Consider the following 15,507-nt stretch of genomic DNA (forward strand, 5'->3'; position numbering starts at 1 on the left):
GCATGTGTGTGGTTTATAACCTACCTTTGACCTTACAGCAACCGTTTTTCCTTAAAGCCAATTCATTACAGTGAGTAAGAAACGCGCATTTAGAGTATCCCCGCTGATCATCTGGCTCAGTTCAATTTCACTCGGACTGCTGGCCTCTGTGCCGAAGATAGCGGAACACCATTTCAATGCCAGGGAAGCATTGGTGAACACGGTGATCACCGCTGTCTTTGCCTTATTTGTATGGTATTATAACATTTATACATTGCCGACCTATTCCAAAAGAGATATCTATAGGGGCATCTCTGTGACAAGACTGTTACAAAGCCTGATACTGGGGATAGGTGTAATGTTACTGCTGGCATTTGCGCAACAGATGCTGGTGGAAACACTGAGTTTCGGTCCTGTGATGCTGATGGTGGAAGTCAGAGGGATCTTTATCAACCTGATGTTCTATATGTTCCTGCACCTGCTGTATCAGAACTATCAGAACCAGCGGGTAAGCATAGAACTGGAACGTACCAAGTCAGATAACCTGGGCGCACAATATGAATTGCTGAAACAGCAGATCAATCCTCACTTTCTGTTTAACAGTCTGAATACACTGAAGACAATGATCGAGGTCAACGACAAACAGTCGGTAGATTTCGTACTGAAATTATCGGAGTTCTACCGGTTTACACTGGAAAGCCGTAAGCTGGACCTGATCCACCTGTCAGAGGAACTGGAGATCATCTCTGCCTATATGTTCCTGCTGAAGGCACGGTTTGAAGATGGTATCCATATGAAGACCGATATCCCTCCGGCATATAATAATTCAATGATTCCGCCATTTACATTACAGCTGCTCATTGAGAACTGCGTCAAACACAATGTGGTATCACTGGAGGAGCCACTGGAGATCAGGTTGTATGTGGAAAAGGATTTCATCGTTGCCGAGAATGACCTGCAACCGAAAATGGAGTCGGAAGTATCTATGCATGTTGGCCTCAGCAACATCAGTGAAAGGTACCATCACCTGCTGGACAAAGAAGTTATTATTGAAGCAACAGATAAAGTATTTAAGGTAAAATTACCGGTCATCTATGAACATACTGATTATTGAAGACGAAGTAAAAGCAGCGGCATCGCTGGCGGCACTGATCACGAAGATCAGGCCGGAAGCAACCATTGTATCGAAATTGCAGAGTGTGAAAAGCAGTGTAACATATCTGTCTGAGCAACCGCATCCTGATCTTATTTTCATGGATATACAGTTGTCGGACGGCTTATGCTTCAACATCTTTAAAGCGGTCAGGGTATCCTGTCCGGTAGTTTTCTGTACCGCCTTTGACGAGTATACGCTGGAGGCATTTAAAGCCAATGGCGTGGATTATGTACTGAAACCTTTTTCACAGCTGGATATTGAAAATGCCTTTAAAAAAGTAGATGAACTGAAGAACTTCTTTCAGCAGCATGCACAGCATCCCCTGCCGCAGCTGAATGACCTGCTGGCCAAAGTAGCCCCGCCTGCGGGAAAGAAAAATTTCCTCGTTTTCAAAAACAACAAGTACCTTAATATCGCGACGGAGACGATCGCGTATTTTTATATCAAACATGAAGCGACGATGATCAGGACGTTTGATCAGCAGGAATACAGCGTCAATCAGTCGTTAGATCAGATACATGCGCAGTTGTCGCCCGATCAGTTCTTCCGGGTGAACAGGCAGTACCTGGTCAACTTTCATGCGATCAAGGAAGTGGAACACTACTTTGCCAGGAAATTACTGGTGAACCTGAGTATTCCTACTCCTGACAAATTATTGATCAATAAAGAAAAGGTACAGATATTTCTGACCTGGCTGGAGAACAGGTAAGCAATCACTTATGACAACGACAATATCTGCTGACATTACGAACCCGGTTGATGGCAGCCTGGGTTTCACGATGAAAGATTTCAACATGGACGCCGGCTTCAGCGAAGTGCAGAAGATCGGCCTTTTTTCCATTATATGGATACTGGAAGGAAACGGTACTTTAAAGGCCGATTTTACGGCTTATGATCTGGCAGCAGGGTCAATGATGTTCTTTGCTCCTTTTCAGCCCTTTCAGATCAGGGGAGACGATTTAAAGGGTATCGTGATGCATTTCCATCATGACTTCTTCTGTATCATCAAACATCACCGGGAAGTCGCCTGTGACGGTATCCTGTTCAATAACATTCATCAATCCCCACTGGTGAACATTCCGGAACATGAACGACCGATGTTCCTTCAGATCATGGACCAGATCAAACAGGAAGTGCAGGTGCCCGGCCTCGCACAGCATGACCTGATCATTTCCTACCTGAAGATATTGCTCATCAACGTGACGAGAATCAAAAAATCACAGACGGATGTACAACAGCCCTTCAGTGAAAAGAGTACAGAATCAGTATTAGTACATTCCTTTAAGACTTACATAGACCAGTATTACAGGGAGAAACACAGTGCGGGTGATTATGCGGCACTGCTGAACACCTCTGTTAAAAACCTGGGAAGAGTGGTGAAGGAGTTTTATCAGAAGACACCTACCGATATGATCGCGGAGCGAATTATCGTGGAAGCGAAACGCGAACTCTACCTGACTGACAAGCCTGTTAAGGAAATAGCGTATGACCTGGGCTTTAAAGATGAGTACCACTTCAGCAGGTACTTTAAGAATATTATACAGACTTCTCCACAGACGTATAGGAACTCGCTTAAAAAGGCATGGGGGTGATCTGCATTAGGAACGAGGAGTTGCTACCATAATACTTTGCCGCTATATACAGTGTACCACATATAAATGACAGTGCGCTTTCAATGATTGAAAGCGCACTGTCATTTACATTGTTACAAATTAATATTCAATTCCTGATTCCATTTCACTTCCCTTCTGCCGCAGCTATGATCACACGCGCCACCTCTTCAGGTTTGGAGATGAACACTACATGGCTGCCTTTTATTTCTGTTACTTTGGCACCGGAGCGTTTGTACATGTTGCGTTCTACTTCCGGGAGGATGCTTTTATCTTCGGTTGCCACGATTGCGTAGCTGGGTTTTGTTTTCCAGGCAGCAGCTGTTACCGGCGTGCCAAAGCTGGCACCAGCGATCGGTTGCTGGGAAGCGTACATAAAGTCAGTCTCTGATCTGGGAAGATCACCGGCGAAGCCGTCATGGAACTTAGCCTGGTCATAGTATACAAAGCCTTTATCGTCTGGGGCCAGGATACCATTTTCAGGAGCCGGAGGCATGGAAGTCGCCCACTGGATAGTATTCTCCCCTTTATCAGGCTGGAAAGCGGCTACATATACCAGGGAAGCTACTTTATCATGCGTGCCGGCCTGTGTGATGACGGTACCGCCCCAGGAGTGACCTACAAGTACGGCAGGACCATCCTGCTTGTCGAGGATACGGGTGGTGGCATCCACATCATCCTGCAGGGAGGTCAGCGGATTTTGTACAATAGAGACATGGTAACCTTTCTTCACCAGTATATCATGCACTTTCTTCCATCCTGAGCCATCTGCAAAGGCACCATGTACGATCACTATATTTTTAGTTACTTTTTTCTGAGCGAAGGCAGTGGTGACTGCTGCGAAGTTCATCATAAGTGTCATTGCTGCCAGGAGCATACCGCCTAAATACCATTTGGATGTTGTTGTCATTGTGTTGTTGTTTTGTATGGTACAAAGTTGCGGCAAAGCGTGCTGCCGGGAAATGACTGTATTTCCATATGAGATGGATATTTTTCCTGCATGAGAAAAGCCCTGTAAAACACCAGCTGATGTCTTACAGGGCTTTCACCTTATCCGGCTGTTGTTATAGCTTCGGATACCAGTTGCGCAGGCGCACTTCTATATTCCGCTTGCCGGCATCTACTTTCTCTTTAAAGGCATCCACATCGCTCAGACCTTTTGCACCTCTGTAATGATAAGGGTACACGATCTTTGGTTTGAATGACAGTACGGCGCTGGCCGCCTCGGTCACATCCATGGTGTAAGGCTGGTTCATACAAACGAAAGCCACATTGATGTTCCGCAGGTTACGCATTTCAGGGATACCCTGGGTATCGCCGGAAAGGTACACCCGTACACCACCCACGGTGATGATGTAGCCGTTACCCCTGCCTTTCGGATGTCTTGATTCCGCCGTCTCAGGCAGGTTGTACATCGGGATCGCATTGATGGTGATAGCGCCCTGTGTAGTAACGCCAAAGTTCTTTAATACAATAACGGATGGTTTGTACGCGGCAGGCAGTTTGTCTGCTACAGCCGGTGGTACGATCAGTTTTGTATTGGCAGTTTTCAGTTTACCAATGGCAGTAGAATCAAAATGGTCACCATGAATATCTGTAATGAGGATGTAATCAGGTGCGGCCAGTCCTTTGAACAGGTCTTTATTACCGGCAGGATCTACATAGATAACCGCTTTATCTACCGTTAATACCACACTGGCATGTTCAACGGGCTGGATAACCAGCGGACCTTTGCCGGTCTTAATAGTGTCTGGCGTACTGAGTTGAGCACTGGCGTTTCCTATAAATGCCGCGAAGCAGGAAACAAACAGGCTGAGTCTGATCGTCTTTGTGAGGGTCATAAAAAACAGTTTAATATATAGAGCGTTACATTCATTCTCCGTGTCTACACAGCAAACTTACATTAAAAAGCAGCCAGAACTTTATGCTGGCTGCTTTTTAATGCGCATCATTATTTCAAAGCTATTTTCTTCCCTGTTTTTACTGCTTCATAAATAGCGTCCATGATCTTCAGATCACGTACGCCTTCTTCTCCATTCACCGGCACCACAGGTTGCTTGCCATGCAGAATAATGTCAGACATTTCTTCCATTTGCAAGGTCTGATGTACCACGACAGGCTGATTCAGTTCTCCCTTGTGGGTACGCCCTTTAATAGGCCCGTAACCGGTAGAAGGCTGCATTTCTGCAAATCCCTTATCACCATTCAGAAAGAATTTATCCAGGTTGTTCATACTATAGGTAGATAGGCAGGAAGCCACTGCCCCGCTGGGAAATCCCAGCTGGAACTGGATCGTTTCATCCACACCGGGTTTAAACTTCTGTGGATCTGTTTTGGTTTCCTGGGCAGTTACCCATACCGGCTCCTCACCTATCATATAGCGTGCGCCATTGAGTGCATAGATACCGATATCCATCAGGGAGCCGCCGCCTGCGAGTTCCTTGTTCAGGCGCCACTGACCGGGATCACCAGCCTTGAAACCACATAGTCCCTGGAAGAAGAGGATCTTCCCGAACTCTCCTGCCTGGCGCATCCGGATCACTTCCAGCGTATGTGGTTCAAAGTGCATACGGTAGCCTACCAGTAATTTGACGTTCGCTTTCTTACACGCATCCACCATTTCCTGTCCTTCTTTTGCATTCAGGGCCATCGGCTTCTCACAGATCACATGTTTACCAGCTTTGGCCACCCTGATCGCCTGGCTATGATGGAGGGCATTGGGTGTAATGACATACACGGCATCGATATCCGGATTGTTTTTGATGTTGTCAAAGTTATCGTAGTTGTAGCAGTTCTTCTCCGGAATACCATATTTCTCCTGCCAGGCTTTGACCTTGGAAGGCGTACCACTGATCACGCCTACCAGCTTCGCCTTTTTACAATCTTTCATCGCCTCGGCTACCCGGGTGCCATATCCACCCAAACCCATAATGGCCACCCGCAATACCGGTCCATCATACGGGGCTTCTGTCATATCAGGCAGTCCTGCCATACCCAGACGGGGGATCACGGTTAATGCGAGGGCGGAAGCAGTAATTTTGTGCAAAAAGTGTCTTCTTGTGTTCTTCATAACAAGGGTTTGGGTTTTATGAAAGATGTGTCTAAGTAAGATATTCAGAAAATCAGGCTTCTGCAACCCGTTCATGTAAATCTTCTCCCGCAATTTCTATACCTGACCGCCCCGGCTGAAAACGGACACTGACTATATCAAAAGCGGACAGTCAGGCGGCCCCGGACGAACTCAATAAACTCATTATCAATATCTTCATAAATTGGCATTCTGTTGGGGTCCCTGCAGTGTATATTAGCCAGGATTATTCCCTAAATGAAAACACATGTTCAAGTATTACTATAAGATCGCTACACGTAACCTCTGGAGGAACAAGGCTTTCTCTGCCATTACCGTTATGGGACTGGCTATCGGACTGGCCACCTGTCTGTTGATCGCGTTGTTCGTGACAGATGAACTAAAATATGATGCCTATATCGAAAAAGCCGACAGGACCTACCGTATCAATGCGGACTTCCTGGTGAACGGAAGTGTTTTCAGGGAACGGTATTCCCCTGCGTTACTGGGGGGCGTACTGCAACAGGATTTTCCCCAGGTGGAAAAGTATGTAAGGCTGCTCCAACATGACCATATACTGGTACAAAAGGGCGATCAGACCCTGATCGAGGATGGCATCTGTTTTGCCGACTCAACCGTGTTTGATATGTTCAGTCTGCAGATGATAGCAGGTAACCCCGTAACCGCCCTGCGTGCACCTAAGTCAATTGTCCTCTCAGAGAGTATGGCGATGAAATACTTCAACAGCATTGACATTGTCGGTAAATCTATACATACAGATAATATCTACGACTATACGATCACGGGAGTGATCAAAGATGTTCCTTCCCAGGCACATATCCACTTTCACTTTTTAAAAGCGATGGCGGAGCAGGAGTACAGCAGAGAGCCACAATGGATGGCGGATAACTTTACCACCTACGTACGTTTACGCCCCGGCGCCACACAGGAACAACTGAATGGTTACCTCAGGATAGCCACCAAAAAGTATATGGAGGACCAGCTGCGAAAGCTCACGGGGAGTGGTCTTGCTGACCTGGAAAAGAAAGGTGGTCATTTCGGATATACCACCATTCCTGTCAGAAAGATACATCTTTATTCAGACCTGGTCAGTGAGCAGGAACCATCCGGGAATATACAGTATATCTATATTTTCATCATTACGGCTATTATCATCCTGATGATCGCCTGCGTGAACTTCATGAACCTGTCCACTGCCCGGTCAGCCGGCAGGGCGAAAGAAGTAGGACTGCGTAAGGTAATGGGTTCTCAGCGGAGCAGCCTGATCATACAGTTCCTGGCAGAATCTGTTATTACCAGCTGCTGTGCTATGCTGATCGCTATTGTCATCGCCGCATTATTACTCCCCTATATGAACGACCTGTCAGGAAAATCCCTGCGTATCACCGTGACTTCATTAACCTGGCTGCTGCCGCTGTTATTACTGATCGTAGTGGTAGTAGGATTGCTGGCAGGCAGTTATCCGGCGTTCTTCCTCTCTTCATTCGAACCGGTGAAAGTTCTTAAAGGAAAATTATCTTCCGGCTTTAAAAGCAGCTGGTTGCGGAACAGTCTGGTCACCTTCCAGTTTGTCACCGCCATATTGCTCATTGTGGGTACACTGGTCATCTATCATCAACTTAGCTACATCCGGAACAAGCAACTGGGCTATGATCGTCAGCAGGTGCTGGTATTGGGCAACACACAGTCTTTGTGGATACACGCCAAAGGATTTCGCGATGACGTACTGAAGCTTCCGGGCGTCACGGCAGGTACGATGACAAACACGTTGCCTACCGAAGCGAATACGAATACGAATGTATACTCAAAGGATGCCGCCAGAAGTGAAGGACAGGTGATGGGGATTAACGAGTGGTACATTGACACCGATTATTTTGCTACGCTGGGCATAAAGATGGCAAGCGGAAGGAATTTTTCACCGGATATGCCAACAGATACCAATGCGGTGATCATCAATGAAACAGCGGCACGGCTGCTGGGGTATACTGATTTCACCGGCAAGTACCTGTATAGAGGTGACCAGAAAATGCCGGTAATAGGTATTGTCAAAGATTTCAATGCCGGTTCTTTACGGAATAAGATCCCACCTGCTATCTTCACATTGGGTGAATTCACTGCAAGGATGGCTTTCCGCGTCAATACCACGGACCTTCAGCAAACTATCAGTAAAATAGAACAGTTGTACCACGCGAGACCCATGATGCAGGGGCAACCGTTCACCTATTCATTCATGGATGATGATTTTAACAGGTTATACCAGTCAGAAGAGCGTACCGGAAAGATCTTCATCTCTTTTGCTATACTGGCCATTGTGATCGCCTCCCTGGGTGTGTTTGGACTGATCACCTATGCAGCGGAGCAGCGTACCAAGGAGATAGGCATCCGGAAAGTAATGGGGGCGTCTGTATCCAGTATTGTGGCGATGCTTTCGGCCGACTTTATCAAACTGATCGCACTGGCAACGGTGATAGCCGTGCCACTGGCATGGCTGCTGATGAATAAATGGCTGGAGAACTTCGCCTACAGGATCAATATCAGCTGGGTGGTATTTGTACTGTCTATATTGCTCATGGTCATCGTAACACTGGCCACGATCAGCATAAAAGCCATCAGGGCTGCACTGGTCAATCCTATCAAGAGTTTACGTTCTGAATAACATAACAGGAAAGGCCGGCCACGATGCGGTGGCACGGCCTTTCCTCCATATATACGATATTAGGGCTGTAACGTCCACTGACTGCTTTCAAAGTTTGCAGGTACATTGGTACACTGCGCCAGTCCACTCTGATTCTCCAGGTTCAGGTAAGTGTTCTGCCACTCGCTTCTCAGGCGGGTATACCCATTATAGCTTTCCAAAGCCCAGTAACTGCTGTAAAACGTATCAGGCACATTACTACTCTCCACATAGCTGTACAGGTGCTCTATGTTCAGGTAATTGCCCGTAGCGGCGTTCTTAAAACGGATATGTCCATTGACCGTCTCCTGTATCCAGCGATACTGATTACCGGTGTTGCCGGTGCTATAACGTACCTGCCCGTTCTGTTCATACAGGTAAGTGTTTAACCACCTGTTCCTGATCAGTACACCATTGGCCGGAGGATTACCCGGGTCAGTGCCACCACCGATACTGTTTAAGAGGCTTTCTGCATTGGCGACCTGCAGATCCGCCAGGAAGGAGAACACCTGATTTAACTGTTGCTGCACGCTACCGTTGCCCGCATATTGTTTCCTGTACTGGTACAGCCGGTAGATGACTTCGAGTTCATGCAAACCGAAGGGCACACCCAGCTTTTGTTGCATGACGGTCAGGAATGAAAAGCCAAATTCATCTGTCGGTTCAATGATGGTGCCTTCGCCATAATCGTTCCAGGTAGCAAACTGAATGATCTGTACACTGGACGCCAGTGCCTTGTCCAGCATGGTGGAAAAGGTCGCCGTTCCATTGTGCGGGATCTGCCAGGTAGGACCGTCAGCACCACCAGCCTGATAGAATGACCTGAAGCCTGGATAAACAACGCCTATAGACAACGGGAAGCTCGCAGCCTGGGTATAATAACGGTCTACTACACCCGGATGCTCCTGGTAGATCCAGGGAAACTCGCCTCCGGCGTTATTACTACCTACTTCATTAGTGAACCCGAACAGCGGAACGATCTTAGGACGGGGATTAATACCATTCAGGATCGTGTTCCACTCTGCCGGCTGATGGAAGGTGATAGGACCAAAGTTCAGGACGACCGGTTCGTTGTTAGCATTACGCAGGTAGTTCCCCTGATTGAAATAGTTGTTCTGCATATACACGAAGTCCGCGTTGGCATTTGCGGCCATACCAGGGTCCCAGTTCCTGTCCTCATGCACGATGGAGAATTGCAGGCCAACAGCATTCAGCTTACTGATCAGCGCATTGGAGTTGGCCAGGTTGTCCGTATAATCGTATCGCTGTCTGGTACCCGGCCAGTCAATGAACACACCATCTGCACCGGCGTATTTCATCAGTAACAGCTGATATTCGATGATATCAGGATCGGCGGAAGCATAAGGGCCGGTCTTAGGATAGAAGTAAGCAGCGATCTGTCTCTTTCCATTGACGATGATATCCGGGTTCTGGGTGTTCATCTTCCAGTGGTAACCCCAGGCGCCCCTGGAAGCCGGTGTTTCAAACCAGGGCATCCAATGGATAAAGATCTTCTTACTGGTGGATTTGGAGACAGGTACTACAGCTTTCGTATCGGCTCGTAACGATGGAATTTCCTGTTCGGGTAACGATTTGTTACAGGCGAACATAAACAAGGCACACAGTGCCCATAATAGCGTTCTCATTTGAGGGAAATTTGATGAGTAAATAAATGGTCCTTTTGAGAATTGGATTGATATGGCTTTTCCGCGGTGAAAATAACTACCATCCCTCAGGTGACATAAAAGTATATGTAAAATATAGAAGAAAAACGGATAAATAATAACCAATGAACTAACAGTCAGACTGTTACAGGAGAGGCGCTATGATGAGAATATAGACGTACTGAATTACACTCAATACCTCAGTCCCATCACTCTCCTTCCTACCTCCTCGCCTGTCCGGGCACCGATCTCACTATCAAATTCATAATGGATGCCGCCATAGATCCTTGAAACCGCTGCTTCATCCACCATCTGCTGAAAATTACTGAAAGCGCGTGGGGCGAAGCCTTCCGGTACTTTCTGGTTATCGGTGAAAGAGAAATGATTGCCAAAGAAGCCTGCCAGCACAGTACCGGCGGCACCACTGAAACTGGCATGTCCGGAAGTATAGGATGGAAATGGCGGTGTGACGATCAGCGGGCCCCAGGCAGCGTCTATGTATTGCCGGATATAGGTAATAGGGCGCAACAGGTTGTATTTGTATTTATACTTCCAGCATACGATACCAGCGTCGTTCACGCTGATGCCTGCCTGTGCGAACAGGGTGGCAGCTTTTGTCAGACTAAGTCCCTGTTCAGTGATCAGTTGTGCAGTGATAGCGAGTAAATGTCCCGGAGGCGTAAAGGTACCACCACCATCTGCCCAGTAAAGCGCAATGGTATTCTCTTCAGGCGTCAGGGTATTCACTTTCTGATACACATGATAGGCTTCCTTGTAAAAGGCAGCAGCAGTATCGGTAGAAAAAGCGGGGTGGGCGATGCCAGCCGTCTCCGGATAGCGGGGCTTCACCAGTAGTCTGTTATTGCCCCAGTAAGGTAAGAGGGCACGCTGGAATGCGGGCGGGGTGGGCACCCAGAATGCGGGTCCTACCGGAGGTACGTAGTCGGTTGGGAACCCATTCAGGTACCCGTCCTTACCACCATCAGTCGTTGACCAGGCATAAATGGCGGCAGCCACTGATTTCCCGAAATCAACAGAACGGTTCATGACACTGGCGTCACAGCCGCTGGCAGCAGCCAGTCTGTTCGTACTGTCCAGTGCGTTGATGAGGGCTACATTTGCAGGACTGGCAGTAGGGTATAACCTGGTGATGATGTCAGACAGCGCACTATTTGCGGCGATCTCCCAGTTATACTGTTTCCCTCTTTCAGGACGGGGTACGTAGTTCAGGGCGTTTAGTTGTCCGCTAAGCGAATGACCATAGCGGTCGCTCCATACCACGGCTTCATGCAGGGCGATACCGGTATATGCCAGCGCTCTGGCTGCGACCGGCGGTGTAAAACCAGGGGTCTCCCTGATCAGTTTAAACTGCAGCTGATACCAGGATACAGGTACAGCGGCAGCGGAAGGGGTATTGCCCGACTGTTCAGTAACGGCAATAATGTTTTCAGGAACGGGTGCCTGCTCCTCTTTGCTACAAGCGGCAACAACGAGGATGAAAAAGAGATAGATGTACCACGAACGTACAGAATGAATGGTCATATTAACGGGGGTTTTAAGCGCCTGGAATTTACAGGTGTATGAGGGAAATGAGACGGCAGTGTATCACAGATAATGTGAACAAAATCACCGGCTGCTGATAAACAAAGCGGTGAAAAAATTGTATCTTAGGAGTATTGTTTTCAACCTCAGTAAGTACATCCAACATACATATGTAAGCACGCACATTACCACAACCCCATTATATCACCAAAGCCCCCATTCCAACATGATGGAATCACTCAAACTCATCAGGATCAACAGTAGTGGTCCTATGGTAACGAACTGGCAGTTCTTCCTGATCGGGCAGCACCTCTATGAAGGAGAAGCCGACGGGATATTTTCCCAGGAAGTACAACTGGCAACAATGGCGTTCCAGCGCAAACACGACCTGCAGCCGGATGGTGTTGTTGGCAACAAAACATATGGTGTCGCTATGCAGTTAGGCTTCGACGGCATTGTGGACGACAGAGACGACAAATCCGGCCCGGATTTCCCCAAACCACCTGCCTTTAAGCCATTGGTATCAAATGACGAAAGGGCCGCTGTATTTGGCCGGTTTTCGTATGAATCTCACCCGCTCCCTGGTAACGCTGAAAATATCAGGATCACGGATGACTGGATCAGCAGGAATATCGTCATGTTATCTATTCCGCAACTGACCAATATCAAGGGCTCGGACAGGGTACAGTTTCACAGGAAAGCAGGCGACCAGCTGGTGCGGCTATGGCAGGACTGGGAAAATGCGGGACTCTTACCTTTGATACTTACATGGGGCGGTTCATTCGTACCGCGCTTCATAAGAGGTAGCAGAAAAACACTCAGCAATCATTCTTTTGGGTCTGCATTCGATATTAATGTTGCCTGGAATCCATTAGGTGCGATGCCACCCCTGGTAGGACAAAAAGGATCTGTCAGGGAACTGGTACAGATCGCCAACGGGAACGGCTTTTACTGGGGAGGACATTTCACCCGGAAAGACGGCATGCACTTTGAAATCGCACAGATAAAATAGCCGGACTTCGTGCACTTGTAAGAGACTGTTATCGCTGCATAACAGTCTCTTTTTTATTGCCATCGGTTGAAAAACCAGATACCTGTATTACCGCTCAATTTTTGTCCGCAAATGAGGGTAAAGATGTCCGTAAATGATGTGGCGATATCCCTAAGCGTAACGAACTTACACATGACAACTAATTGACGCCCCCGTACATACCGCAACACTCCAACAGATGAATATTCATTAACAGATACACATTTAATCATTAAGCGCTATGCATATGGAATACAACAGACTTGCCGACATCAAGCGTTTAGAGTTTATTATTCGCACACTGAAACAACATTTACCTGAAGGCGCAACTGTACTGGACGTGGGCTGTGGCAACGGCATCATTGCACGTGGTCTGGGTAATGAAGGCTTCAATGTATATGGTATTGACGTAAGTCAGAAAGCCATTGAAAAAGCCCGAGCACTCACTGATAATACCAATGTCCGTTTTGACGTTATCAGCGCAGAAGCCCTTGTGGCTGATGGACAACGCTATCACGCAGTGATATGCAGTGAAGTACTGGAGCATCTTAATCAGCCAGAAAAACTACTGGACGTATTGTACCAGTCACTGACAGACAATGGTGTACTGATCGTCACCGTACCTAACGGTATGGGTCCCAGGGAGGTGCTCGTTACCAAACCCGTTATTGCCCTGCAAAAGAAAGATAACTGGGTATGGAGGTGTATCCTGAAAGTAAAAGGCGCAATGGGGTACAAAGGTACTACTGTTCAATCAGATGCAGATGATCTCACACATGTGCAGTTCTTCAGTAAAACATCACTGGAAGGACTGGCCAGGAAAACACACTTTAGGATCGTACGTTTTGGTAAAACAAACTTTATTGACGATGTTTTTCCTTTTTCTTTCTTCACCAAAAAAATAAAATTGTTGCAAAAATGGGATGGTGCCATTGCGGAAGTACTTCCATATCAACTCACTGGAAGTTTTGTAACAGTATGGGAGAAGAATTAAGGGGTGTAACATGCTCTTTTAATTGAACAAAAAAGCAGAACAGTATGGCCTTTTAGCGTGCATTGTCATGGTTTTTATGTAAGTTTGTATTACCTATACCCGTAATATAATCTATGAAAACCTTCAGTGTACACTTCAACATACTGAAAACCATTATCGTATCTTTATTGATCACGCTACCACAAGCAGCCCGGTCACAAACAGATCCAATTTATCTGCAGAATCCTTCGTTTGAAGGACAACCGACGATAAATGGTATACCACCACCATGGTATCAGCGGTCTGTCAACCTGATCGCATATACGTTACCGATGGGTTCCAGTAATGAGATACCACCTTCGGAAGGTAAGACCTATGCTGCATTACTGGCTGCCTCTGAGAACAATACATCTGCAGGTCATGCTGTATGGACATCGATCGGTCAGCAGTTATCCAAACCGATAGAAGCGGGTAAAGCATATCTGATCTCTTTTGATATGGCATTAATGCCTGAAGATGACAGAAGTGATGGAACAGCGGCTACTTCAACAGCGCTGGCCATATTAGGGGCTGACTCTGAAGCGGATATAGGGGAGCGCATCTGGTACTCAGGTGCTTACTACGATAGAAAATGGAAAAGATTCACAGCAGTACTGAAGCCCAAAAAAACCTACGCACATCTCCGGTTCGAACCTTATGTAACTGATTATGATGATACCTGTTATGTTGTAACATTCCTTGACAACATCTCCATGATCGAAGAGACACTCAACTTTGATGTACATGCTGAAAATACCTGTTACGGACATAGCGCAGGAAAGGTATCCGTAACAATGAATACCCATGACAAAGACAACTATAGCTTCCGCTGGCAACCAGGCGGATATACTACACAGGAAGTTGCTCAATTGCCGGCAGGCGTTTATACTGTTACGGTCACTAACACAACGAAAGGTTATTCAAGAGCGGAAAGCATAGAGGTCAGACAATGGGATATAAACATTGATCCGAAAGTCACGCCCATCAGTTGTAACGGAGAATCAGACGCTGCTATCGATGCCAATGTAAGTGGCAGTAAGCCGCCCTATAAATATGCTTTGGTCAATCAGTCCCCTGAGCAGGATTCTCCCGTATTCAGTGAGCTGCGCGCGAACTATTATACATTGAAAGTAACGGATAGTATGGGCTGTTATAAAATGCAGCCGGTCAACATACCGAATCCGCTTATTTTACAGGTGAAAGACGCGATAGCCAAGCCGCTCTCCTGCAGCAGCGTAAGAGATGGTCAGATCATTCTCAGTCCTTCCGGAGGTACTGCGCCCTATCACTATAGTATTTCAGATACAGCCACACAGACCGACAATCGTTTCCATCATCTTGATGCAGGTAGTTACCATTACAGGGTGAGAGATGATCACAATTGTATGGTAGAAGGAAATATTACTGTTGAGCGGGGAATGAATGACTGTGCTATCTACATGCCTACCGCATTCAGTCCGAACGGCGATGGTAAGAACGATCTGTTCAAGGCACGTATGCAGGATGATGTGACGGAGTTCCGGATGACCATCTTCGGCAGATGGGGACAACTGATCTATGAAACGACAGACCCGGAGTCCGGATGGGATGGAAAAATGAGGGGAGCTGATCTGCCTCCGGGCACATATGTATGGAGAGTTACCTATACAGACAGTAAAAAACAACAGATGCAGCAGCAGGGTACACTGACCATGTTCAGATAGTATGCTGACAAGATAACTGGAGGCGTTCACCCTGGTGAACGCCTTTTTT

The 15,507-nt window shown here is 47.1% G+C and carries 12 protein-coding genes; 7 read left to right on the top strand and 5 right to left on the bottom strand.

The features are described from left to right. The first annotated feature begins 70 nt into the window (after positions 1-70). The 3 genes from GWR21_RS10360 to GWR21_RS10370 are packed head-to-tail and all read left to right on the top strand — an operon-like array spanning position 71 to position 2,727. Positions 71-1,093 (top strand): sensor histidine kinase, encoded by a 1,023-nt coding sequence (locus GWR21_RS10360; RefSeq protein ID WP_162331671.1) that lies wholly within the window; start codon positions 71-73, stop codon positions 1,091-1,093. Continuing rightward, positions 1,074-1,844, top strand: a complete 771-nt coding sequence (locus GWR21_RS10365; RefSeq protein ID WP_162331672.1) for a LytR/AlgR family response regulator transcription factor — start codon at positions 1,074-1,076, stop codon at positions 1,842-1,844. Before GWR21_RS10360 ends, GWR21_RS10365 begins: the two co-directional genes overlap by 20 nt. 10 nt (positions 1,845-1,854) lie before the next feature. Further along, positions 1,855-2,727, top strand: coding sequence for a helix-turn-helix domain-containing protein (locus tag GWR21_RS10370; RefSeq protein WP_162331673.1), 873 nt, complete (start codon positions 1,855-1,857; stop codon positions 2,725-2,727). Between the two features lie 145 nt (positions 2,728-2,872). Here GWR21_RS10370 and GWR21_RS10375 read toward each other — a convergent pair whose 3' ends face one another. From GWR21_RS10375 to GWR21_RS10385, 3 genes are all read right to left on the bottom strand, one after another. After that, entirely contained in the window at positions 2,873-3,655 is a 783-nt protein-coding gene (locus tag GWR21_RS10375; protein ID WP_162331674.1) for an alpha/beta hydrolase, read from the bottom strand. Between the two features lie 154 nt (positions 3,656-3,809). Then, positions 3,810-4,586 (bottom strand): MBL fold metallo-hydrolase, encoded by a 777-nt coding sequence (locus GWR21_RS10380; protein ID WP_162331675.1) that lies wholly within the window; start codon positions 4,584-4,586, stop codon positions 3,810-3,812. A 110-nt stretch (positions 4,587-4,696) separates the two neighbouring features. Then, entirely contained in the window at positions 4,697-5,815 is a 1,119-nt protein-coding gene (locus GWR21_RS10385; protein WP_162331676.1) for a Gfo/Idh/MocA family protein, read from the bottom strand. Positions 5,816-6,080: 265 nt separating this feature from the next. Between GWR21_RS10385 and GWR21_RS10390 the strand changes: the two genes are divergently transcribed. Then, positions 6,081-8,489, top strand: coding sequence for an ABC transporter permease (locus GWR21_RS10390; protein WP_162331677.1), 2,409 nt, complete (start codon positions 6,081-6,083; stop codon positions 8,487-8,489). Positions 8,490-8,548: 59 nt separating this feature from the next. On the opposite strand, the gene GWR21_RS10395 is transcribed toward GWR21_RS10390, so the two are convergent. Continuing rightward, a complete protein-coding gene (locus tag GWR21_RS10395) occupies positions 8,549-10,153 on the bottom strand; it encodes a glycoside hydrolase family 71/99-like protein (RefSeq protein ID WP_162331678.1) in 1,605 nt (534 codons plus the stop codon). Positions 10,154-10,363: 210 nt separating this feature from the next. Continuing rightward, positions 10,364-11,713 carry a vanadium-dependent haloperoxidase gene (locus GWR21_RS10400; protein WP_162331679.1) on the bottom strand — a complete coding sequence of 450 codons (1,350 nt, stop codon included), beginning with the start codon at positions 11,711-11,713 and terminating at the stop codon, positions 10,364-10,366. A gap of 226 nt (positions 11,714-11,939) precedes the next feature. Between GWR21_RS10400 and GWR21_RS10405 the strand changes: the two genes are divergently transcribed. From GWR21_RS10405 to GWR21_RS10415, 3 genes are all read left to right on the top strand, one after another. Then, entirely contained in the window at positions 11,940-12,725 is a 786-nt protein-coding gene (locus tag GWR21_RS10405; RefSeq protein ID WP_162331680.1) for a M15 family metallopeptidase, read from the top strand. Between the two features lie 265 nt (positions 12,726-12,990). Then, positions 12,991-13,737: a class I SAM-dependent methyltransferase gene (locus GWR21_RS10410; protein WP_162331681.1), complete on the top strand. Its 747-nt coding sequence runs from the start codon at positions 12,991-12,993 to the stop codon at positions 13,735-13,737. A 113-nt stretch (positions 13,738-13,850) separates the two neighbouring features. Beyond that, the gene (locus GWR21_RS10415; protein ID WP_162331682.1) at positions 13,851-15,458 is read left to right on the top strand and encodes a T9SS type B sorting domain-containing protein; all 1,608 of its coding nucleotides are present in this window, start codon (positions 13,851-13,853) and stop codon (positions 15,456-15,458) included. Positions 15,459-15,507 lie beyond the last annotated feature (49 nt).

Source organism: Chitinophaga agri (genome assembly GCF_010093065.1).
GTDB lineage: Bacteria > Bacteroidota > Bacteroidia > Chitinophagales > Chitinophagaceae > Chitinophaga > Chitinophaga agri.